Source organism: Enterobacter sp. RHBSTW-01064, from assembly GCF_014103035.1.
In the GTDB taxonomy this organism is placed as follows: domain Bacteria; phylum Pseudomonadota; class Gammaproteobacteria; order Enterobacterales; family Enterobacteriaceae; genus Enterobacter; species Enterobacter mori.
This window is the reverse complement of the sequence record NZ_JABXOU010000010.1, coordinates 1-21,001: the sequence shown is the minus strand read 5'-3', so window position 1 is coordinate 21,001 and position 21,001 is coordinate 1. Positions and strand designations below refer to the sequence as shown.

At 51.8% G+C, this 21,001-nt stretch carries 22 protein-coding genes and 1 pseudogene; 8 read left to right on the top strand and 15 right to left on the bottom strand.

The window, feature by feature from the left end; all coding sequences use genetic code 11:
• Nucleotides 1-3: 3 nt before the first annotated feature.
• The 6 genes from pilM to HV355_RS22270 all read right to left on the bottom strand — a co-directional run bounded on the left by pilM (nt 4) and on the right by HV355_RS22270 (nt 4,134).
• The gene (gene pilM / locus HV355_RS22295) at nt 4-441 is read right to left on the bottom strand and encodes a type IV pilus biogenesis protein PilM (RefSeq protein WP_059291123.1); all 438 of its coding nucleotides are present in this window, start codon (nt 439-441) and stop codon (nt 4-6) included.
• Nucleotides 441-1,538 (bottom strand): toxin co-regulated pilus biosynthesis Q family protein, encoded by a 1,098-nt coding sequence (locus HV355_RS22290; RefSeq protein WP_059291122.1) that lies wholly within the window; start codon nt 1,536-1,538, stop codon nt 441-443. Before HV355_RS22290 ends, pilM begins: the two co-directional genes overlap by 1 nt.
• Nucleotides 1,539-1,553: 15 nt before the next feature.
• Nucleotides 1,554-2,060 carry a hypothetical protein gene (locus tag HV355_RS22285; protein ID WP_059291121.1) on the bottom strand — a complete coding sequence of 169 codons (507 nt, stop codon included), beginning with the start codon at nt 2,058-2,060 and terminating at the stop codon, nt 1,554-1,556.
• A gap of 112 nt (nt 2,061-2,172) precedes the next feature.
• Nucleotides 2,173-2,844 (bottom strand): hypothetical protein, encoded by a 672-nt coding sequence (locus tag HV355_RS22280; protein ID WP_045347674.1) that lies wholly within the window; start codon nt 2,842-2,844, stop codon nt 2,173-2,175.
• Nucleotides 2,845-3,079: 235 nt separating this feature from the next.
• Nucleotides 3,080-3,652 carry a transcription termination/antitermination NusG family protein gene (locus tag HV355_RS22275; protein WP_346010242.1) on the bottom strand — a complete coding sequence of 191 codons (573 nt, stop codon included), beginning with the start codon at nt 3,650-3,652 and terminating at the stop codon, nt 3,080-3,082.
• Nucleotides 3,653-3,873: 221 nt separating this feature from the next.
• Nucleotides 3,874-4,134, bottom strand: coding sequence for a LuxR C-terminal-related transcriptional regulator (locus HV355_RS22270; protein ID WP_022650064.1), 261 nt, complete (start codon nt 4,132-4,134; stop codon nt 3,874-3,876).
• A 1,897-nt stretch (nt 4,135-6,031) separates the two neighbouring features.
• Here HV355_RS22270 and repA point away from each other — a divergent pair.
• From repA to HV355_RS22245, 4 genes are all read left to right on the top strand, one after another.
• Entirely contained in the window at nt 6,032-6,898 is an 867-nt protein-coding gene (gene repA, locus HV355_RS22260; RefSeq protein WP_049222109.1) for a plasmid replication initiator RepA, read from the top strand.
• Nucleotides 6,899-8,067: 1,169 nt separating this feature from the next.
• On the top strand, nt 8,068-8,685 hold the full coding sequence (locus tag HV355_RS22255) for a hypothetical protein (protein ID WP_182403508.1): 618 nt from the start codon (nt 8,068-8,070) through the stop codon (nt 8,683-8,685).
• Nucleotides 8,639-9,298, top strand: coding sequence for a DUF6710 family protein (locus HV355_RS22250; RefSeq protein WP_284950953.1), 660 nt, complete (start codon nt 8,639-8,641; stop codon nt 9,296-9,298). The genes HV355_RS22255 and HV355_RS22250 overlap by 47 nt, the downstream gene beginning before the upstream one ends.
• 10 nt (nt 9,299-9,308) lie before the next feature.
• Nucleotides 9,309-10,112, top strand: a complete 804-nt coding sequence (locus HV355_RS22245; protein ID WP_182403506.1) for a DUF4225 domain-containing protein — start codon at nt 9,309-9,311, stop codon at nt 10,110-10,112.
• Here the strand turns inward: HV355_RS22245 and HV355_RS22240 are convergent.
• Nucleotides 10,087-10,416 carry a hypothetical protein gene (locus tag HV355_RS22240; RefSeq protein WP_182403504.1) on the bottom strand — a complete coding sequence of 110 codons (330 nt, stop codon included), beginning with the start codon at nt 10,414-10,416 and terminating at the stop codon, nt 10,087-10,089. The two genes, HV355_RS22245 and HV355_RS22240, sit on opposite strands and share 26 nt — an antisense overlap.
• Nucleotides 10,417-10,571: 155 nt before the next feature.
• Here HV355_RS22240 and HV355_RS22235 point away from each other — a divergent pair, with 155 nt between their 5' ends.
• Nucleotides 10,572-11,243, top strand: a complete 672-nt coding sequence (locus HV355_RS22235) for an SOS response-associated peptidase family protein (RefSeq protein WP_182403502.1) — start codon at nt 10,572-10,574, stop codon at nt 11,241-11,243.
• Here HV355_RS22235 and HV355_RS22230 read toward each other — a convergent pair.
• The 6 genes from HV355_RS22230 to HV355_RS22205 form a co-directional block, all read right to left on the bottom strand.
• On the bottom strand, nt 11,210-11,707 hold the full coding sequence (locus HV355_RS22230; RefSeq protein WP_182403500.1) for a thermonuclease family protein: 498 nt from the start codon (nt 11,705-11,707) through the stop codon (nt 11,210-11,212). The genes HV355_RS22235 and HV355_RS22230 overlap by 34 nt on opposite strands.
• A gap of 161 nt (nt 11,708-11,868) precedes the next feature.
• Complete coding sequence (locus HV355_RS22225) at nt 11,869-13,890, bottom strand: acyltransferase family protein (RefSeq protein ID WP_182403498.1); 2,022 nt, start codon at nt 13,888-13,890, stop codon at nt 11,869-11,871.
• A 178-nt stretch (nt 13,891-14,068) separates the two neighbouring features.
• The gene (locus HV355_RS22220; RefSeq protein ID WP_182403496.1) at nt 14,069-14,722 is read right to left on the bottom strand and encodes a DUF6884 domain-containing protein; all 654 of its coding nucleotides are present in this window, start codon (nt 14,720-14,722) and stop codon (nt 14,069-14,071) included.
• Complete coding sequence (locus HV355_RS22215) at nt 14,719-15,930, bottom strand: hypothetical protein (protein WP_182403494.1); 1,212 nt, start codon at nt 15,928-15,930, stop codon at nt 14,719-14,721. The genes HV355_RS22220 and HV355_RS22215 overlap by 4 nt, the downstream gene beginning before the upstream one ends.
• A complete protein-coding gene (locus HV355_RS22210; RefSeq protein ID WP_182403492.1) occupies nt 15,920-16,174 on the bottom strand; it encodes a hypothetical protein in 255 nt (84 codons plus the stop codon). Before HV355_RS22210 ends, HV355_RS22215 begins: the two co-directional genes overlap by 11 nt.
• Nucleotides 16,175-16,552: 378 nt before the next feature.
• Nucleotides 16,553-17,227 (bottom strand): hypothetical protein, encoded by a 675-nt coding sequence (locus HV355_RS22205; protein WP_182403490.1) that lies wholly within the window; start codon nt 17,225-17,227, stop codon nt 16,553-16,555.
• Between the two features lie 262 nt (nt 17,228-17,489).
• Between HV355_RS22205 and HV355_RS22200 the strand changes: the two genes are divergently transcribed.
• Nucleotides 17,490-18,623, top strand: coding sequence for a DUF3800 domain-containing protein (locus HV355_RS22200; protein ID WP_182403488.1), 1,134 nt, complete (start codon nt 17,490-17,492; stop codon nt 18,621-18,623).
• An 83-nt stretch (nt 18,624-18,706) separates the two neighbouring features.
• Here HV355_RS22200 and HV355_RS22195 read toward each other — a convergent pair whose 3' ends face one another.
• Complete coding sequence (locus HV355_RS22195; RefSeq protein ID WP_249420889.1) at nt 18,707-19,513, bottom strand: hypothetical protein; 807 nt, start codon at nt 19,511-19,513, stop codon at nt 18,707-18,709.
• Nucleotides 19,510-20,121, bottom strand: a complete 612-nt coding sequence (locus tag HV355_RS22190; protein ID WP_182403486.1) for a DNA-binding protein — start codon at nt 20,119-20,121, stop codon at nt 19,510-19,512. Before HV355_RS22190 ends, HV355_RS22195 begins: the two co-directional genes overlap by 4 nt.
• 285 nt (nt 20,122-20,406) lie before the next feature.
• Between HV355_RS22190 and HV355_RS22185 the strand changes: the two genes are divergently transcribed.
• The gene (locus tag HV355_RS22185; RefSeq protein WP_182403484.1) at nt 20,407-20,667 is read left to right on the top strand and encodes a type II toxin-antitoxin system ParD family antitoxin; all 261 of its coding nucleotides are present in this window, start codon (nt 20,407-20,409) and stop codon (nt 20,665-20,667) included.
• Nucleotides 20,654-20,946, top strand: a pseudogene (locus HV355_RS22180) (type II toxin-antitoxin system RelE/ParE family toxin). The gene HV355_RS22185 and the pseudogene HV355_RS22180 overlap by 14 nt, the downstream one beginning before the upstream one ends.
• The last annotated feature ends 55 nt before the right edge of the window (nt 20,947-21,001 follow it).

The window sequence follows — 21,001 nt, the reverse complement described above, 5'->3', positions numbered from 1 at the left end:
GGATTAGTTGAGGTAAACCACAGCGCCTTCAGGAACGCCCTGTGGAGCCGTGAGCCCGGTGGCCAGACCGGAAAGCCAGATCAACTGGCCGCTTCTCATGGTGCCGATGAGTGCCGAACCGCGACTCTGTGCCCGTAAGGCATCAACGAGTCCAGCTTGTTCCGGCATCCAGATCCACAATCTACTCTGAAGTAACCGGTACTGGATTCGAGCGTCAGGAGTAAAGGGAAGACCCAGTTGGTCAACTGGAACTGTGCCGTTCGTTTGGCCAGTTTTGTAACGCCAGTCGTTAACGCGGTTGGAGATGGTCAGGATCTGGGAGGCATAAAGCTGGCCGCTCTGCGTCTGTATTGCAGTCCGGCTGGTCTGATTTTGTTGCGAATCTATATCACCGACAATCAGGAAAAATATCATGCTGATTGCCAGTATGACCCAGCCCATCACCGACCTGCCGGAGTGTCTGTGACAGATACCACGCACTGCATGCGGGAAGCTTCAGCATAAAGCGGTTTCTGTGCTGAACGGTAAAGGTCGAACATCTGACCGAGCATGGTTTCAAATGAGCCGCGGAAGGTCAGTGGTGCGTCAAGCCGATAATCCGTCACGGATACTGGCCAGATAACCGTCCAGTGCGATGATGCGCCTGATTCACAGCGGGTATCCTGCGCCCATTTCATCAACATTTCCCGAAGAGTCGTTCCCGATGGCGCCAGCCAGGATTTACCCTGAACCACAGGTGCGACTGGTTCCCCGGTGGCTGGTTGTGCTTTAACTACCGCTGTTGGTGCCTTCACCGATTTTGTTGTTACAGAGGATGTGCTGGTTTTAACCGCTGCCGGCGGTATGGGTTGGGTCACATCAGGTCCGCTGAACGGATTTCTCGGCGCGCCAGAAGCCTGTGGCGGAGCAGGGAGGTTTCCAGTGGACAGTGCAGGGACGGTCATCTGAGCGGTTTGCCCCTTTCGCTGCAATGTGACGGCATGACGATCCCAGTCCAGCTGACCCTGGATGGATTGCTCTGTCAGCAGACGGTTGAGCACCCTGGTCCACTGGTCATTGGTATCGACCGAGACGATACGAGTATTCAGTACAGGTCGCAGGGCATTCTCATAGTTTAGTGTCCAGCCAGTCGGAATGATGCGCCTGACCCACTGTTCGAAAGTGAGGTTACGCACAGGTGATAATGACAGAACGGCAACGGGACCTGGTGTGCCTGTAAACGTGAGTGCCGGCAGCGCCGGATTCATGATGGGGTTCACTGAGCTGGCTTGTTTTGCAGAGGAGGCCATCATTGTTGGTTGCGGCAGCGGGGTGGTCTGAGATGTTACCGCTACGGGTGTCGGCTGGCGTACGGGAACGAGAGTGGCCGCCGGAGGCGCAATTCGCCGCTGTGTCTGTGTAATGATATCGGCACTATCGCTGATCTGGCCGTCGACAAACACGAGCGCAGGTGTGTCAGGAGCAATGTTACTGTTATTAAATCCCGCGCAACTGCTTAACAGCGACGGTATTAACAGGGGCAGGGCAAGTTTTTTCATGATGATCCCCGGGGGTTATTCGGTGGGGTGAACGGTAATACGTGGAAAAGCACAGTTCGCGTCAAAACCGGTACCGCTGATCAGAACATCGTCTCCGCGCGCTATCAGAATTTTTTGCTGTTGAGTTATGTAATTTTGCGAGGGCAGGGATATACCTTCCTCGGCTGAGCCAGCTGGGAGTTTTGATAATTCGGGATGGCAGGCGTGTCGTACCGCCAGTGAAACGAGTTGTTTGTCATCCCCTGCATCGCTGACGACAGCCCTGACCGTGGTCCCATAAGAGAGAGTGCGGTACTCCTTACTGACGATTTTCCCATCTTCAGTAGTGACCGAATTTACATAGCGGACACTGTCTGAGTTGTCGAAAGTAACAGGTTGGCTGAGCGGCGCATCCATCCTGAGAGAAACCACTTTTTGTACAGAGGCTGATTTGCCGTGAGTTATGTCAATACGCTGATCGGGCTGTGAGGACGAGCAGGCGCTCAGAATAAGCGGCAATACGGCAAGGGTAATACGTTTCATGTTTTTACTCCGGAGTTAGTTGTTAGTGAAATACAGATATGAAAGAGAGCTGGATGTGACGAATCGGGACGCCCAATTTATGCGTTTTCATGATTAAGCCTCGGCAAAAAGATTAATGAAGGTCAGGGCGCCATACATCCCCGTAGCGGACACCTTCACGGGCACCCCATGCTGACTCCGGCAGTGTGTGATGTCCGATATAGAGTGTTCGAAGAGTGGCTTTGGGTAGTGAGATATCGCGGCCACGGACAACAGAGAAACGATCGAGATAGAAAGACTTTTCTACCTCATCATCTTCATTTTTTTTCAGGAGGAGTTGAAGCGTGACGGGGGAAGTCATTGAGCCTGTCGCGGTAAATGCTTCTTCCATACGGGTGAACTGTAGGATGTGGTTCTTACGATTTCGCTGGCGTTCCATGATTTCAGTTACAACCTGCTCAGGCCAGGGGCAAAGGCAGTGCTTCCAGCCAAGGCCGAGAAGTGAATTAAGGACTGCCCGAAAACGAAACAGATCACAGTTCCCGGTTGAAACAGCGTTGGTCCAGAGCGCAGTCAGGACGTCATCAATGGGACGATTTCGTTCGGTTTCGAGCAACTGCCGGATAGTCATAAACTCGCTACCCATCCCTTTGAATGTTGGTATTCTTCGTGCTCCGCTTAGCCATTCTGTGATGAATCTACGTTTGCCACGCTCTGAGGTTATGTGATGGTTTTCGACTGCCGTACGTAAGGCTACGAGAATGCACCACAAGAGATGGCTGACCTGTTCCTGGGTGGATTGCATGGTTTGTCTCTCTCTGGTTCCGGTTTCTGGCAATGACGTCTGTACCTTCATTCCGCCAGAATGAAAGAAGCCTGAAAGCAGGCTGGCTACAGGAACAGAGGGTGTTCATTGGGCAGGGCCAGCCCAGACGTCATTGCCAGAAAAACGGTGAAAAAAAGCCCCCGTGAACGGGGGAAACTAAAGGGATGGTGTAAAACTGGTTTGAACCAGCTTAAGAGGCTCGGTTAAGTACATTTTAAAATCCCCACGCATCAGCATGGGTGATCATATCGAACAGCATTGCAGTCCGGGATATGGGATGATCCGTTTTATCTAACTGCGTAAGGCGTTTGTATTGGCTTTTTGTCAGCCAGATATCTGATGCCGCTTCGAGTTCAGCTCTTGCAGCAGGGTGATGAGTCGGGTCGGGGTATTTCTTCATTAACGCTTCGACTACCCTTGTATTCACAGGGGCAATTTTACTGCCGAATTTCACAAAGTCGCAGAATGCAGAGTGCGCCCGAATCATATCTATTTTCTGTGATTCGAAATCTGCCTTAAGGAAGAAATATCCTGGGAAAACGGCCGAGATCCTTTTTCTGAAAACATGCGGGGCATCCGCACGCCGTATTTGCGTTAAGGATAAAGGTGTCCAGGGAGTTATTCTCCTGTCGTGTAGCCAGTCGAATAAGTTCTCGCGGTTTTTGCCCCCGGTAATATAGAGAGCAAGATACCATTGTTGGTTACATACAGTCTCAATATTCATTTTGAACGCTTCGCGCAGAATTGATCCATGAAAGGATAATTCAAGTTCAATGGGGTCGAACATACTCAACCATGAAGGCGAAACAGTCTTACTAACAAACACTTAAGTTTGCATGCTGTAGTTCGAGCGCCTTCATGGCTCAGGATGCTCTTGTAGGTTAGTCCCTTAAGTAAAATTGGCGGCAATACTTAAGGAACTGTGCGTATTTTTGTTTCTCTGTATAATGAAGTAAAGTGTAAATAGGCTTAATCCTAAAAATGCACCCTCAAGGGTGCATTTTTTGATTAATTTGTGATCATCAATGAAATCATGAAAAAGTATGAGCGTGACAATATAACTGCACGCATTGCATCGTTACTTTTTAAGTTCAGAGCTTTAGTACTTCGCTTCAGATGCGAGCGGACTGTCTCAACAGAAATATTGCAAATGTCAGCGATTGTTTCATATGCATTACCGTGAGCATACAGAGTAACGATTTCTAACTGTTTTCTGGAAAGCTCAGGAAATACGCTATGCAGGGCGTTAATAGTGTTTTCATTAATCATCGTTAAATCCCTAGCAAATCTATACGTAGTAAATTTACGCGCAATATGCATCCCCTTTAATGGGGAGAAACCCCATGGACCTTGTCGCGACATGTGGTATGGGCGAAGGATTTCTGATGAGGGTGAGCTTTAGCAGCTAGGCCTATAAAGGCATGTTCATTTGCTAAGGGGGATATAGAAATTTTTGATAGGTTCTTGCACATCATAGATGAAGCTCCCGTGTAGATACTATGTCGGCTACCAAGGAGTTCTCACGCTCTGGTGGCAGCCCAGGCAGGGGTGAGAAACCGGCCTACACGGTACCGGCCAACCTTACGGTTGCCCTACCTGAACCGCCATTACAAAGATGTGCTGGTTCAGTACACAAAAAAACACGCTTGTGCGTGTCTATGTGCACGTGTAGATACGGGTTCTCACGCCCGATCACAGGATTTACTGTGACCTTTGAAGACTACTGTCTGCTTAGTGATGAGTCAACTAGATACGCATCAGGAGCAGCTCTGAATAGTCGAAACCGAGGCTTTAAAAAACGAGGGGGAACATATGCATCCCAGTTATTCTTTTTGCAAAAGTCTAATAGTTCGGCTCCAGACGAGGTCCCGGTTTTCTGCAGGCATCGGCTGATTCTGTGTTCTACCGCTTTAAGAGAGGTTCCTAATATTCGAGACATCATTTTCCTGCTGTATTTTAGAGAGATTAAGAAGATAGCCTCCCATTCAGCATTAGTGAATATCTCGGACGGTACCCTGTATACCAATGATTTGGGAACGTCTCCCGATAGCAAGCTGTCTGGCCCAAAAATATCAACAGGCCTAACTTGAAGCATCGTTCCTGAGCAGATCCCGTCATCGTCGTAATAGGGTCTAGATTCGAAGCACAGGGCATGTATAGAGTTGCTCTCACCTATTGGATGCGTAACGATTGAAGAAAACTTATCTTCATGTTCCATAACGAGTTCCTCCTGCTTATGTATTCGTTGTGAGAGGTAAGCTAAGGAGGTAGGGAGCTGGTCCAACGTTTTTCCTACAATCGGATAATCGTTGGGGAGTTTTAATAATCGAAGAAAAGCTTGGTTTACCGCTACATACTGCAGATTGCCGTTCTTGATTGTCATCGGTTCTCTGCTGTTGGATATCAGGTTTAAAACCTGGGGAGCGAGTTGGAATTTTTTTTTGAAGAAACGAGTTTAGACATCATCCACTAAGAGCCGTATGTGTTTGAAATTTAGAGGTATATTCTGTGTGTTGATGTACTATATCATGTAAGGCGACACTTAACTGGATTTGATCTGCGATCATAATATTAGTTAATGATGCTTTTAAGTGTCTGATTGTATGCTACGATACAATAATTCGTAGGTGCTATCTGTAAATCAGGAGGAGTTATGGCACATCCGATACATTGCACGAAAGTCGCTGGTATCACGGAGTTCAAAAGGGATCCGTTAGGGACTGTCGAGTCAGCAGAGGGTGATGCTATTGCTATTCTGAACCGTAGCGCGCCGGCATTTTATCTTGTACCACTTGAGCTGTTCGAAAGCTTAAAACGAGACGCAGAAGCGCATCGCTCCAGAGGTGATGTTTGATCCTGCTGCCGGATAGATCCTAAAAATTGATCCTGCATTGTTGTGGTGATAAAGTCGGAGAACTTATTGTTCTAAATGAATTTATTAGGTTGTCACGCCGAAGAAGGTGGCAGGTTCTGGGTGGTTAGTTAGCAAAGCCCAGAAAAGCAAAAACCCCGATAATCTTAGATACTTGGCGGCATCGCGAGATTAACGGGGTCCTTAACAAATCATGCAGAAGTTGTTGCTTCTGTATGGGAGTATAACCCGTGCGCGAAAAAAGACAAGAGATTCCGTACTTACTCCTTCTGTGCAACATAAGCGCAGGAAGTGGTGAGTAAGCAGAATTCCGAAACCACTACACTTTACCGTCAGGTAAAAAATCCGAATCCAGTTTTCATTCCTGAAAAGGGAAAGAAAACCCTTCCGTTCTGTGAAAAAATTCGCGAGAAAGCTGTTGGCTTCACTGAGCGTGCAGAGTTCCAGGCACTGGTTGCTATGCTGATCGCCCGTGGTGAGCGCAAAAAGCGCCCGCCAGTGTTACGCATACGGGCACTGGAAGCATCCGTACAGGCAATGTGTCACTATTTTAATCCCCTTGCTAATCGCGTTGGTTCATCGCTCACTACCATGAGCATTCGCTGCGGACTGGCCACAGAAAAAAAACGTCTGTCGATCACCCGTCTGACGGGTGCCCTGAAGTTTCTCGCTCAGCTGAACCTCATTACCTATAACACCGAATACGATAAAGAAATTGGCTGTAATATCCCCACAGACATCACTTTCACACCCTTGATGTGGCAGGTGCTTGGGGTGTCTGAAGAAGCCGTTGCTGCTGCGCGCCGCAGCCGTATTGAGTGGGAAAATAAGCAGCGTGAGAAGAAAGGGCTTCCTCGCGCCGGTGCTGATGAACTTATCAGTGCGGCCTGGTCATTCGTTCGTGAACGCTTCCGTCAGTACCACAAGTCACGCTATGAACACGGCATGAAACGTCACAGGGCGCGTAAGGATGCTCCGCGAACACGCAAAGAGATCGAGCTGCTGGTTCGCCAGCAAATCCAAAAAGAAATCAGGAAAGGCCGCTTCTTCGGTAATCTTGATGCGGTTCGGTCAGAGATAGAACGCCGTGTCTCGGAGCGAATGAAGCTTTCGCGTGGCCATTACGCACGACTTGGTGATGCATTGCTGGTCACAACCTGACGCCAGCTAATATGCTGCCTTTTTGAATCTGGTGCCCTGGCATCGGTTTACGCCTGCCCACTTTTCGGCTTTTATTGCCGTGTTCACCTTCTTCAGCCCCTGTTTCAGGCCCCCGTCGGGGACCTGAATGACAAACATGTCCTGCTGATGCCGGGTTTAATAAACTTAACCAAAATTCCTCTTTTGTTGCCCACATATTTCTGTGACCGAACGCCCAATATTTCACCGCTTTTAGGTTCTCATTCAGTTATCCACATAAACCACAAGAGGCTAAAGTGATAAACTACTGGATGGATACTTTTTAAACCACAATAAGGAATTTCTACAAACCGCGATGATTCTTTTAAACTTCTGATCTCCTATCTTTTAAACTTCAGTCATTACTTACATTTAAAAATAAAACCTATTCGCCACCTGTCCTGTGGACATGTGTATAACGCCCGCCCTTGCAGCGGACAAAGTCCGCGCCGGTTCGGTTCAGGCGCTTTGAGCCTAAAGTTAGCACCCGCCAAAAATGGCGGGCACGGTGCAGAACGTTACAACAGCAACAATCGACCACTTACTCCTAGGATCCTCAGCTCCCCACAAAATCCCACCACTGAAAAGCGCCGCCGCCCGGGCCGAAGGCCCGGAACAACATCGCTTTTAATGATGGATGTTGTAACTAGCTTCCGAGTCGCTTTAATTCATACTCCCGGCAGGTTCTGTGTGACACGCCCGTAAGCGGTCCTGACGGCCCGCTAACGCGGAGATACGCCCCGACTGCGGCTACGCCTTGTCGTGACCACTCCGACGGCGCACATCACTTCCTGTGCCGCCTGTCAGCGGGTTATGGCTTAACAGGGCGAAGGTATGGATTGGTGGGACCTATCAATAATGTAACCGGCTTCGCCGGGCTACGGCGCCATTTACGAAAGTGCAATATTTTGTTCATGAGGGCGCCTTCATGCGCCTGCGGCGCATTTTCTGAATGCCTGCGCGCTGCTCGGCCTTCTAACATCAGAATCTGCCAGCTGCGTTACCGGCTTTGCCGGGTGACGGCGCCACTGACCTTCATTTTCATAGTTAACATCCGCTGGCGCCTCCATGTCGCCAGGCGGCATAATTATTCTACGTTTATGATCAATGAGATCCTCATCCTCAATACTGTCTGACTGGAGGTACCAGTAATGCAGCTTTTCCACGGAACAAGACAGCGGTTTGATGAGTTTGATGTGGCATACAAGGGAACTGGTGAGTCCGGAAACATCGATGCCTGCTGGTTTACAGATAATTTTAAAGGAGCCAGCAATCATGCGTTATTCAAAAACAGAAATTCCGGACAGCCACTGGTTTGCCGGTGTGAACTGAACTCTGGGGCGATTATCGCTAATCACCGGCTGCCGCTCGCAGAGCAGCCCGATATCGCGGCACGTCTGAGAGATGGACTTCCTATCAGCATCAGTAGCCAACTCAGTAAAGGCTGGGACTGGCATGCCCTGCGCGAGCCTCATTACAGCACTTACAAAGGGCGTATGTTTTATGTGGGTAACAGGCATGTGGATTCAGATGAAATGATCCGCCTGTACCTGAATTGTGGTATCCAGGGCGTTTATGACTGGGAAGGTATATTTACGGACAGCTATCTTCACGGTACAACTACCGTGATATTTGATACCAGTGCAGTGGGGATTATTGACAAAATCGAATACGGATCTGACGACTGGCATAGCTGGCTGAGTGAACACCGGGAGAAGAATTGTGTTCTGGAAAGGGAACAGGAAGTGCAGCAGGCTCACCACGGCTAAGAATAATTTTGAACATCTGCTGTCGGTTGCGTCTTCGCTTCCGGTCCAGGCTTTGCCGGATTTGATTCGCGCTATGGTCCGCCCTTTGCAGAGTGATTTCCTGCTCGCGGTGGCAGAAGAAGGAACCGATGCCCGTCCGGATTTGACTCCCGGGGCATTTTTCTTTAATGCCATCACAGAGGTTCAGGACTATAGCCGTATGAAGGCGGGAGAAGTTAATCCAGAAGATTACCCGCTTTCTCTGGCCAGTGATATGGTTCTTCCCTGGCCGTGGAGTCTTTCCCGTTATATCGATAATGTGTCCCGGATTGGTACGGCAAAAGGAAGAGTATGGCAGCAGGATCGTACTAATCATTATGTTGAACTCTGGCTGCCCTGGCGCATTGGTTTTGTTCGGGGAGGTAATCACTCCATCACGGCCGGTATTCTTGCGGGGGAAGGAACGTTAATCCCTGAACACGTGTGGGATATGTCTTTTCTTTTTGAGCGAATAAATACCGACGGGCTCCACTGGTATGTTGACGGTAAGAAAACTGAAGACGTGAAGTCCTGGCGCGCAGCTGCAATATTTGAGACAGGCAGGCTAATGGCTTCTTGTCCTGACGACAGATAAGGAATATGTAATGGATATCGCGCTTTTTCCCGGGCAGAGCCGGCGTCAGTGGGCTGATACAATGATCAATCTGGAAGCCCGAAAGCTTGTGAATACCGCAAATACCGTCGCGGCCATGCACCTCAGTCATTCACTGACTCGTCTGAAATTCGTGGATGAAATAAGACAGGTTGTCATGCAACAGTTTGACGCGGCGAGAAGAGCAAGGAGCGATGAAGAATGCATTGCCTGCCTGAAGAACCTCAGGGCTGAGAATGAGTTCCTGCTTGAACAGTCGCGCATGCTGAAAACCGGTTATGCCCGAATCTACGCTGAAATTCAGTATGTAACAGAGCAGAATAAAATTGTCGGATACTTCATATCCGGGATTAAGGTCGTTCTCGCCGGCGTTCAGGCCGTGTTTGGCGGTGTTATGATCGCAACGATGACGCCTGCTGGTATGCTTGCCGGTGCCGTTCTGGTCGGTGATGCCCTTAATACGGTATCACGGGAGGCAGCCCGTCAGTTCCTGAATGAACCTGCTTCAGAGGGGATCCTTGCGGACGGCGCCATGTCCATAGCGGAGTTTATGGGCTTCAGCCGCGATGTCGGCCTGGGGATCTTTAATGCAACCACGCTTGCAGCCAGCGTTTATGGTGTGTTTGGTCTGACCGGGAAAGCTGAGGCCTGGCGTCTTTTCCGTTATCTTCCCGGAGACTATTACCGCAAGGTGGAAACCATGTCTCCGGGCAAGCTGACGATGAAGGTTCTGGGATGGGGGGTCGGTGCAAAGGTAGTACTTGAACTCCTTACCCGTGATGACCGGAGTCGCTGATATGAGATCTCATCAGCTTCCATGATTTATAGCCAAGTCTGACCGGCATCACCAGAAGCAGCACAATCAGGAGAAAGACGACGGCAACCACGCAGGAGATAAAATGGCTGGCGTTGCCAAAGAGCGCGGTGAGCAGGGTGATGATGGCCATCCCGCCGGTGATCCAGGCTACCGACAGGAAATAGCCGGCCAGATCTTTCAGAACCTTATCCAGCGAGTCCCCCGTCGCCTGGTGACGTTTGATTCGCTCGATATCCTTACTGGTGAATCCTGCCGCGATAAGTTCCTGGTTTTTCACTGTCATTCACGTCTCCTTTAACCTGATAAAAAGAATACACTATTTAGACGTCCCGCACCTTCCTGCTTTTGTCTCCCCTGTCCGGATCGTTGTCCGTTGCCGTTAAACAATCCATGCTTCTCATTTTTCTTATACTTACCCTTTAACGGCAGGAAACGCTTATGTGTGGACGTTTTTCTCAGTCACAGACCCGCGCTGAATACCTGGCTTATCTGGCCGGTGAGGTTGATGCCAGGTTTTCCGCAGTGACGGAGCCGATCGGACGCTACAACGTGGCGCCGGGGACCCGGGTGCTGTTGCTCAGTGAAAGCAATGATCAGCTGCAGCTCGATCCCGTTCTGTGGGGATATTCCCCGGAGTGGTGGCATAAAGCGCCCCTGATTAATGCCCGTGTTGAAACTGCAGCTGAGGGACGTATGTTTCGTCCGCTGTGGGAACGCGGCCGCGCCATAGTGTTTGCTGACGGGTGGTATGAATGGGTACACCAGGGGAACCAAAAACAGCCGTATTTCATTTACCGCAGGGACGGTCAGCCCGTGCTCATGGCTGCCATTGGTGCACGGCCATTTGGTCTGAGGGATGACGGGGAAGGGTTTGTTATTGTCACGGCAGCTGCGGACAAGGGACTTATCGATATCCACGATCGTCGTCCTCTGGTGCTGACGCCGGATGCTGCCCGGGACTGGCTGCGCGAGAGTCTCAGTGGTGACGAGGCGGGCAGGACAGCCAAACAGGGGGCGGTACCTGCTGAGGCATTCACCTGGTATCCGGTTTCCCCAGCGGTCGGCAACGTGCGGAATCAGGGAGCGTCTCTGATTGAACCTCTCTCCTGATGCTGGCTACGCCAGCGCCAGGGTTCAGTCTGACCCGGAACTGACCAGAGCCCGATACCCTGTCGGCGGGCTTCGGCTTCCAGCTGTGCATAGTCAGTCCGGGCCGGTTTTCCGTGGTACCGGTATACCCAAGCCAGCCCTTTGCGGATCTGCGCGGCATTCACATCCGTCGCGCCAAGCCACACGGTGCCCAGCCGCCGCCCGTAGCGATCCGTTTCTTCACCCGTGATGGTTACGTTACGCTGCGCCACCATTGATGTGAGTTCCTGCCTGGAGCGCTGGCCAAAGGGCTGGTTCTTTTCCGGCGCATCGATACCGGCAAGACGAACACGCGTCAGCTGGTTCCCTCCACCGAGAATCTCAACGGTATCCCCATCGAGCACACGAACAATCCTGCCGTTGATATCCGCACTGGCCTGATACGTCACGATGAGCAAAGTAATTAAGTACAGTTTCCGGAACATGGCTATATCTCTGATGTTTTCGTTATATGAATGTCTCATTTATAGAAGCCAGAGTATATCGCGATGTTGTGGGTAGTTGATGTATCGTATAGATAAAAGTGTATTAAAAAGGGCACAATGTGCCCTTTAAGTTACCGTCAGATTTTATAAGTACACCAGATTCACTTTAATGGATTACCAAATTCATTTAGGTACAGCTGACCGAATTTATAGGAAGCATAATCGGTAAGATGTCCCACATCACGGTAAACAGTTACGCCATCAATATTTGTAATGCATTTACCACTAATGCACTGTATTGATTTAGGGTCAATAAAGGTCAGCGTTGGGAATTCAGACTTCATTTTAATCATCAGTTGCGTGACTTTTTCCCCGTTGGTATTTGCCGGGTTTTGCATATCACATTCATTGATGTCAAACGGGCGCCGATGAATGACGTGCTGATTTATACAGTTTTGATAGTTGCGTGGCATGGTCGCAATGGTGAACATGATAATTGGTTTTGAACCCGCATCTATGATCGTACGTATGGCTGTACGTAACGCCATTTCGTATCGACTGCCTGAAAGTGCCTCACTTCGCTCATCTCCATCCTTAGTGATTAACTGAGCGCCAAAATAATTCGACCACACATGGCCTATAATGACGTAATCAAAGTGATTTGATTTTATATAATCATAATACTTCTCAGTATTATCATGACATTCCTGATATTTGACGCCTTTATATTTCCACCAGTCAAACTGATAGATTCCAGGTAAGGTCAGGCACGAAGAGGTGGTGAGGGAATACATTTTTATGCCAGCATCCTTAGCCAGCACATCATAAAACCCCCAGAACTGGTTAGCGTTTGAATCGCCAATCAGAAAGGCTTTCTTCGACCCTTCATGATCGCCGAACTGACAGTCCGTAAGGACCAAGCTTCCACTGAGACAGCCATCCCTCGATGCGGCATTCCCGGAAGCGTTGTTCAACAACTGTAACGAGTGATTGTATTCATCGCTGAAGCGCTGCGGCAACCCCTTGGTTTTCTCGGTTAATGAGTAAAGGGCCGTGCAGACCGTGAGCGGGATAATTACAAGCAGGATTATACTCTTTGTAAAAGACAGCTTAACCCGACGGAAGCGCTCTTCTATGCCGTGATAGGTGATTACCGCCAGTCCTGCAGTCATCGCCAGTGCAATACACAGTGTCTTGCCGGACAGGGTGAACTCAAGATAATTGAACGCTGCAAATACGGGCCAGTGCCACAGGTACAGAGAATAGGATATTTTCCCCGTGTAGTTTATCGGCGTCAGTTGTAAGGTACGATTTACGAATGTATTTGGATTTAACAGTAATACTGCAGAGGCAAGGCAAACAAGCAGTGTCCAGCTGTTTGGATATGTCTCGACGCGAATGCTTAAACCTGAAGTGCAGATAAGTACAGCGATAGCTGCTACTGTCAGAGAATTACTCAGCCATTTATGATTTAGCTGAACCCTGTCCTTCAGGAGAGCGGCGCTTCCACCAATCAGAAACTCAAAAGCGCGCATATTTAAGGAATAGTAATGCTGACTGGAAGAGTACAGGCTGACAATAATAACAATCATTGTTGCAGTTAAGGTCAGTAACAACCAGCCATAAAGGAACGGCTTATACGCAAACTTTCTTTTAAATTTACGGAGCAGTAGTGTCAAAATGCCCGCGAAAAGCGCAAAGAAAAAATACCACTGCCATTCAATTGCCAGCGACCATGTATGCAAGAGGAGGAAGTAATCAGAGTCAGGAGATGCATATGCTGCACTAAGCTTATCAAAATACTGGTTTGATAAGAACAGAGTGGTGTATTTGGCACTTTTCGTGAACGCTGTGTAATCGTCAGGAATGTAGCAGTATGTCGCTACAATGATAGCGCCGAGAATTGTCACCAGCAGTGCTGGCTGCAATCGCCATAATCTGCCTTTTATAAAATTAGTTAGGGAGAAGGTTCCTCTTTCAATTTCACTGATGACTTTTCCGGTAATCAGAAATCCTGATATGGTAAAAAATATATCAACACCAATAAAACCTGAAGGGAAGTATGACAATCCTGCATGGAATAATATAACAAGCAGGACAGCGACAGCGCGAAGACCGTCTATATCTTGCCTGTAATTCTGTACTGCATAACTTTTCGTTTGATTATCTAAAACTAAATCCATTTTATAATGGCACCTTACATATACATATTTTATGGCTGTTTTGATTGTTCTCAGCCTTTCGGAAAGCAGAGCACGTAATATTTTCCTGAAATCCTATGATATCGTTTCTGTGTAACGAATATCAAAAAAGAAGTCGCGTGTTTTAGTTTTACGTCCTGTCAGGGTGCTTGCTCTTATGTCATTTACTTACGTCGTTAACAAGTAACTGAGATGCATAGCTGATATTGAGCCCTGTCATATTGGTGTTCAGTGCCTTCATCATACCCGCACTGGTGTATCTGACGTTGTCTTTCAGCTTCCCCTGGTAACCTTTTGAGGTGACAACCTGCAGCTGTTCAGATGTACGTAGCGCTCCCCTCCCCGCGAGCAGGTCTGATTCAACGGCGCGCAGGTACACCGGGGAGGCGGCGACCACAAACCGATCGTCAGGCCTTGCCTGCATCAGCGTCCTCAGGGAGGTGCTGCGTCGTTCAGCAGGCGGACGTGCCGTCAGTCGTTCCCAGTGAGTGCGATGGCAGAACGGCATCGAGGAGAACGTGGCCTCATATGGGACCACGGGATCTGAGACATGCAGTAGCCCCAGGCCCGCAGATATAATCCACATCTCAGCACCGTTACGCGCCGCAGCTGCAGCAGCCCTGCTCCAGTGCTGACCCGTATACAGTTCGCCGGCGGTCAGGGGGGGCGATCCGCAACGGGCCTGCGCCAGCCTTTCCAGCCACAGCCCGTATGCTCTCTCCACGTCTCGTTCATCCGGAAAGACCGCATCACCTGCAGGCACGGTTTTACGGCACGTGCAGGTCACAATGAGATGGACGTTGCCTGTACTCATGACGGCGTCCCCGCGCTGTCGTCGTTCCAGACGATCACCGTGGCCAGATGGTCCGCCACCTCCTGCCCCGTGTAACCGGCCAGGATCGCCAGCGCCCGGGCGCCTGCGTCACGGGAGAGCGGACTCCGGAACCCGAATCCGTCCGTCATCAGGAGCCACTGCAAACGGTCTGTCCAGCGCTCGCCGGGTTTGCGGACCGGTGAAAACATAATCTCCATCAGCTGCCCGCGGTTGCAGTACAGCTGTCGCTGTTCCAGTTCATCCAGCAGGCTGTTCAGCTCGCGCCGGTCAGCTTCTTCCTGATCCATCAGAGGCCAGCGAATGCGATGCCACTGCAGCTCCTGCGCCTGGTCGCCCGTGAACCCCGCGCGGGTGAGCAGGCCGGCCAACGCGGCCTCCGTGTCTTCCTCGTATGTGGCAGCCGTAAGCGGGTCCGCGTCGCGCAGAACGTGCAGCAGGCGCGCCGGTGCCGGCCGCATCCGCAGGGACGCTTCAGGGCTGACCACGGCCAGGCGAATATCCTCAGTCAGCCCGGTGATCCCCAGCGCCTGCAGCGCGGTGTCCAGCTGGCGGTACCAGGTGCCGGTCAGGTCCGCCGGCGCGGTACCGTCCGGTGTACCCTCCTCCGGCGCGGCGCTCTCATTGATCTGCACCCGGACCGCAATCCCCGCCTCTTGGCAGGCCTGCAGCCAGGCGGCGACCTGCAGGGGATCGCCTTCCAGGCGCGTCAGCTGGCCGGCCGTGTTCCACAGCTGCAGGCAGGTGCTGCCGTCAAGACGGATAACGTAGTCGCCCCGGCACGCCAGGTGCCAGCGGTCGTCCAGCGCCACCGGCCGGTCGTCAGCTTCCTCTGCCGGGCTGCGCGGGACCAGGGGCAGAACCCGGACCGCCGTCGCGCGCTGCTCCGCCAGGACGCGCGCCTGTTCATCAGCGAGAAGCGGGGCGGCCAGCGCACGGCCGGCGTCCGTCAGCTCAACGGCCAGCTGCATGTTCGGGGCGCGCAGGGTGCGCAGCCAGCCCGCGGCTTCCATGCGCCGGCAGGAGGCGCGGAGGTTCGGCCCGTACACCGGGGCATCCCCGCCCTGCTCCAGCACCCGCTCAATATCCCGTGTCGCCACCGGTCCCGGACGTTTTGCATCAAGGGCAGCCAGCACAATCAGCACCCGCCGCTGCAGCGGCGACGGGCGGCGCGATTTCTCAGCGGTCACCGGCAGGAGGCTCCTGATCATCGCCGTTCAGAAGGCGGCGAAGCCTGTGGTAAACGTCCCGGTCTGCGTCCCCCGTTTCGTCCGTGAGTGCGAGATCTTCACTGGTAGGCCGCTTAGCCCTGTCGGCAGAGGCATCATCCGCCCCGTCCGCATTTTTCCTGATGGTTTCCGACAGGGTGCGTAACATTTCCCGGCCGATCTGGCGGGCGTTATCGCCGGTGGGTTCTTTCTCAGTTTCTGTCATTTTACACTCCATGAATCATTTATTGTGATTTGTAGAATATCATATCAGATATGATGATAATGAGTATCGATGAATATCATACTAGATATGATTTTATTGTCTTTTCTTGATAATCATATCAATCGCCCGTTTTCCGCCGCGCAGATCCGAAAACTCCCGAGATCGGAATTACTGGCCTTAAGCACCTCACTGACCTGACGGTATTGTGGGTTTTGGACCGAAGCGGGACGTTTGAAGGGGGAATTATTCAGATTTTGAGACAGAATTTGTTCAGCGAACGCTGGCGCTTATCGGCCTGCATAAGGGACTCAGTCGCCGTAAAACTCTCTCTGCGCAACGAGCTCATATATTAAGGGCGCACATTGCGCCCTTCTGTTATTAACTGAGTGTCGCTTCAACGAGGTAGGTCGTAATTTCTTTTTCTGGATTCCCGTAAACAGGGTATTTGAAATTCATAGCGGTTCTGTTGGTAACCGTTATCGTGGCCCCGGCCGCAAAAAGAACTTCAAGCTCATTTCCCTTTTCTGGCTCATCCATGTCGAACACGAAGGCTTTAACCTGGGGATCGATAACCGTAATGACCATCAAATCAATGTAGCCTGCCTTGTACGCTTTACCTGAGTGTTCAGCTTCACGCATGGCAACCTGTGGACAGAAGGTCGTGGCAAAGGGGTCACTGAGTTTTGTAACAATGTTCTTTCCCATCCACTGACCACCGTGGAACAGAATCTGATCATGGGGGATCATCACCCCATGGTTATTTATCTCTTTGTTCGCCTGCGCCATCTGCGCCTGAGAAAGGGGGTACAGCTGCTGATAATCCAGTAAGATTTGCGGTGTAACTGACGGCATGTTTGCTCTCCAGTTCGCGTATTCACCGCCATTCTCCAGTTCATTTTCAATATGCCACGCAATATCGCCATTAGCCCCTGCGAAAGCCAGAACTTGCGCCGCATCAAGCTGGGATGTTATGGGGGAGCGCGGCACATGGTCGGGGTAACTATCGTGTATTCTGGCAGTGCAGTCTGTGTGGAAAGGGTTGATAATCTTCATAGTTGGAGCAATCATCCTTTAAAAATTATTGTCATTATTTCATCACCTTTCTAATCCGATACTTAAAAGAACACCATCATTTTCGCTAAAGAATGCACATAGCCTTCAGTAATAAATCGCATATTGCTGGTTTTTTGCGCACAACCTTTCCGCAGATCCGAAAAAAGTGTTAACTGGTGCTCTTGCACCCACTGACAGGAAGGTTTTACAGTCGCATCAACAATATCGTTTCGCCTGCGCCTGCCTGATAAAGGAACCCTGCATGCATTTTTATGTGGATGAAACCGGTCATACCGGTCCGAATCTTTTTGACCGTACCCAGCCTGTACTTTCCTACGGTGTGCTTTCCTCACCGGATGACCTGGACAAGGTTGCCGAAGCAGATCTTGCTGCCTTGCGTAAGAAACTGGGAGTACAGCGTCTGCACGCCGCAGAGCTTGGCATGCACCGCCTTGATGAGGTGGTTGATACGCTGCTTGTCCTGCAGAAGAAGCACCGGATACGGTTTGATGTCTGGCAGGTCGTTAAACGGGATCACGCCATTATTTCGTTCTTCGACCAGGTGTTTGATCAGGGACTGAATCCGGTGGTGCCCTGGTCTGCTTACTGGACCCCCCTGCGGTACCCGCTACTGCTTAATCTGGCAAACCTGTTTGACGATGAATTGGCTGCAAAAGCGTGGCATGCCCGTCTTGAAGCCCATGATGGGCGAGCCTCATCCCTGTTCAGTGAGGTCTGCATGGCTTTGCTTGCGCGCCTGCATACTCTGGGCGAGCCCCGTTCTGCTGAACTGATTACCGATGCGTTGTCATGGGCGATGGTCCACTTTGATGAACTTGGATATAACTGCAAAACCGGTAAGGAGAAGCTGCAGATAATGCCCAACATGATCGGGTTCCAGTCAGTGTTGCATGGTATCTGTTCCCGACTGGGGTCACCGAATAAAAAAGCTGACATCATTGTGGACCAGCAGTCGCAGTTCAACACCACCCAGCGGGAGCTGAGTCAGTTCTATTACCAGATCCGTGAACAGCCCTGGATACTCGGACCTGGTTTACCGGTTATGGATATGAAGAACATGCCGGCCAAACCGCTGGTCTTCCAGTCGGGTACAAAAAGTGCAGGGCTGGAGCTGGTTGATATTTATCTCTGGATCTTCAAACGCTTCATGGAAGGGAAGGAGCTGACCAGACCGCTTGCCCGCCTGGTTTACACGAATCAGAATACCGCCCGCACTGACAGTGTTTCCCTGCAGTCGGTCGCTAAACGGTTTAAGGAATTCTTTGAAAAACTGCCGGAGCCAACGGCAGAAATGATGAAAAAGGCGAATGAATACCGGGATCAGGAAGAGGCGAGGCGACTGTCACATCGGGTGCAAATACTGCCGCCATCCTGATCTGGCAGGTTATGTACGTACGAAAGTGGAAGCGGCCGCAATGGGATGATGCGTCCGTCATCTTCGGGAGGGACCCCGGACCGTTAATCTTCAGACTGGATTTCCCGGATACTCTTCAAATCAAGGCGGTTTGCACTCCATACGCCGCTTCCGGTCGCCGCTCCGGTGTCCTTTCTGAAGCGCAGGCCGCACTCACTGACCCACTGGGTGTCCGTTTCCCGCAGCCTGACCTCGCGGGGCCGGTAGCATTCTGTAATGATCCCCACGTGCGTCATTGACCGCCGTTTTTTCTGCCCGGTGACCTGAGTGGCCGTATCTGACGCACCGGCAACCGCTCCGTCGCGGTACTGAGGAGGGATCTCCGTGGAGACCAGCAGAGGCATACTGTCAGGTGCCCTGCCCTGTCCTGACGCAGCGAGCAGATCGTCCGCCACCTCCTTCAGCCAGGCATACAATTTCCACGCCTGGTCCGGAATGCCGTCGAACGTCAGTTCACGCGTGCTGAGTGTCCCACCGTGGGCCCGGACCTTCTGAATAAAGCCCGCGATCTGCCCGCCGTACTCGACGGGCTCCACCACAATCCGGTCGTGATACCCGTCAAACTGGTCCAGCGTCAGGTCGATGTACTCCCCGTCCAAAGCAACGATCACGTGTCCGTGATTACCGGCGTTTTCTGTCCACTTCATAGCGATGATATAGGGGTGCAGGTTGCTGCCGTCTTCCGTCAGATATTCCGCCAGCGTCTGGCTGGCCAGCTCGCAGCAGCCGCGTGGAAATGCCCTTAAAAAGTCACGCCAGACAAACGGTACCGGCTCACCGGACCGTTCGCCGGCTGCCAGCTCCAGCGCGCGGCGGAAGGCCTCCACGCGGGCCCGGGTGTCCGCATTCATTTCTTCACCTTCCCGTCCTGGCGGGCCAGGGTCAGCAGTTCGGCCTGAAGCTGACGGCCGTCCTCCCGGGACTCCTTCAGCTCCGCCTTCGTGTCCTGCAGCTGCGCCGCCAGGTGTTCGCCGGTGGCGGTCAGGCGGGCCACCTGCTCACGCAGCGGCAGCGCCTCCGCGCGCAGCTCGCGCACCTCCTGCAGCAGGCGGTCACGCTCGGCCACCACCTCGCGCAGCACCGCCAGCTCGCTTTCCAGGGTCGCCACGCTCGCCAGCGCCTCATCCCGCTCCCGGTCGGCCTGTTCAATATCCGCGTCGGCCTGCTCGCGCGCCGCCAGGGTCCCGGCTTCAGCCTGCCTGACGGCCGCCTGCCACAGCAGCCCCAGCTGGCCGGTCAGGAGCTCTGCCAGCTCCGGCGGCAGGGGCGTGGTCTGTTCCGCGGCCTGCTCGCGCCGGCGGGCGCGGAACGCGCGCATCACCGGGGAGATGTGGGACAGGGAGCCGCCGCCGAGGTGCTGACGGACCTGCTCGTTGGTCGGGTTCGGGTTGCCGGCGGCGATGAGGGCGGCCGCGGCGTCTTCAATGCGGCGGACGGTGTCCGGGGAAAGGGTGGTCATGGTCTGGCTCCGGTTTTTCAGGGAATGACGTCATCGTACGCCCGGTGTAAAAAATACACATTACACAAAATACAGATAATACATACAATACAGATGGTACATACAGTACATAAAATACAGTATATACATACACGCCTTCCCTTTTCCCGGTCAGATCCGAAAACTCCTGAAGTCGGATCCCTTGAGTTGGGGATAGCCTAGTATCAGAACGGCGAGATGGAAGCAGGAATGAGAAGGGGATATACTGATGTAAGAACAAATCTTACATTAAGAAACGGAGGGGTTATGGCCCGTACGATGACGGTGGACGTGGGAGATGAGCTGCGTGAATTTATCGATTCCCTGGTTAAAGCCGGTGATTATCGTACTCAGAGCGAGGTCATGCGTGACGCGCTGCGTCTGCTGCGAGAGAAGCAGGCTGAATCACGCCTTCAGGAACTGCGCGATTTGCTGGCCGAAGGGATCGGCAGCGGCGATGCGAAACCATGGAACAAAGATGCCTTCCTGAAAAATGTCAGGGCCAGGGTAGCAAATGAAAGAGATTGAGCTCACGCCGAAAGCCGAAGAAGATCTGGAAGCAATCTGGGACTACAGCTTCCGACAGTTCGGGATTGTTCAGGCGGATGCGTATATCGGCCGAATAGCGGCGGTGTTTGACGTTCTGGCCATGCAATCGGCACACATCACCCGGAGTTGGGAGACAATATCAGCTCGCTGCCGGTGGAACAGCACATGATCTATTTTGTGTCATCACAGTCGGAGGTCACGGTCATACGTATTCTCAGCCAGTCTCAGGATACGGCGCGCCATGAACCCTGGATATAAACGGAAAAAACTTAATATATCAATAAATTCAATCTGTTAGTGCGTGCAATCTATC

Coding starts and splice junctions, on each gene's coding strand:
- HV355_RS22220 (WP_182403496.1), bottom strand. CDS start 14,722: ATGAGTACAGGCAACGTCCATCTCATTGTGACCTGCACGTGCCGTAAA.
- HV355_RS22240 (WP_182403504.1), bottom strand. CDS start 10,416: ATGACAGTGAAAAACCAGGAACTTATCGCGGCAGGATTCACCAGTAAG.
- HV355_RS22210 (WP_182403492.1), bottom strand. CDS start 16,174: ATGACAGAAACTGAGAAAGAACCCACCGGCGATAACGCCCGCCAGATC.
- HV355_RS22185 (WP_182403484.1), top strand. CDS start 20,407: ATGGCCCGTACGATGACGGTGGACGTGGGAGATGAGCTGCGTGAATTT.
- pilM (WP_059291123.1), bottom strand. CDS start 441: ATGGGCTGGGTCATACTGGCAATCAGCATGATATTTTTCCTGATTGTC.
- HV355_RS22285 (WP_059291121.1), bottom strand. CDS start 2,060: ATGAAACGTATTACCCTTGCCGTATTGCCGCTTATTCTGAGCGCCTGC.
- HV355_RS22290 (WP_059291122.1), bottom strand. CDS start 1,538: ATGAAAAAACTTGCCCTGCCCCTGTTAATACCGTCGCTGTTAAGCAGT.
- HV355_RS22200 (WP_182403488.1), top strand. CDS start 17,490: ATGCATTTTTATGTGGATGAAACCGGTCATACCGGTCCGAATCTTTTT.
- HV355_RS22255 (WP_182403508.1), top strand. CDS start 8,068: ATGCAGCTTTTCCACGGAACAAGACAGCGGTTTGATGAGTTTGATGTG.
- HV355_RS22270 (WP_022650064.1), bottom strand. CDS start 4,134: ATGATTAATGAAAACACTATTAACGCCCTGCATAGCGTATTTCCTGAG.
- HV355_RS22280 (WP_045347674.1), bottom strand. CDS start 2,844: ATGCAATCCACCCAGGAACAGGTCAGCCATCTCTTGTGGTGCATTCTC.
- HV355_RS22205 (WP_182403490.1), bottom strand. CDS start 17,227: ATGAAGATTATCAACCCTTTCCACACAGACTGCACTGCCAGAATACAC.
- HV355_RS22275 (WP_346010242.1), bottom strand. CDS start 3,652: ATGTTCGACCCCATTGAACTTGAATTATCCTTTCATGGATCAATTCTG.
- HV355_RS22230 (WP_182403500.1), bottom strand. CDS start 11,707: ATGTTCCGGAAACTGTACTTAATTACTTTGCTCATCGTGACGTATCAG.
- HV355_RS22190 (WP_182403486.1), bottom strand. CDS start 20,121: ATGACCACCCTTTCCCCGGACACCGTCCGCCGCATTGAAGACGCCGCG.
- HV355_RS22195 (WP_249420889.1), bottom strand. CDS start 19,513: ATGAATGCGGACACCCGGGCCCGCGTGGAGGCCTTCCGCCGCGCGCTG.
- HV355_RS22235 (WP_182403502.1), top strand. CDS start 10,572: ATGTGTGGACGTTTTTCTCAGTCACAGACCCGCGCTGAATACCTGGCT.
- HV355_RS22225 (WP_182403498.1), bottom strand. CDS start 13,890: ATGGATTTAGTTTTAGATAATCAAACGAAAAGTTATGCAGTACAGAAT.
- HV355_RS22245 (WP_182403506.1), top strand. CDS start 9,309: ATGGATATCGCGCTTTTTCCCGGGCAGAGCCGGCGTCAGTGGGCTGAT.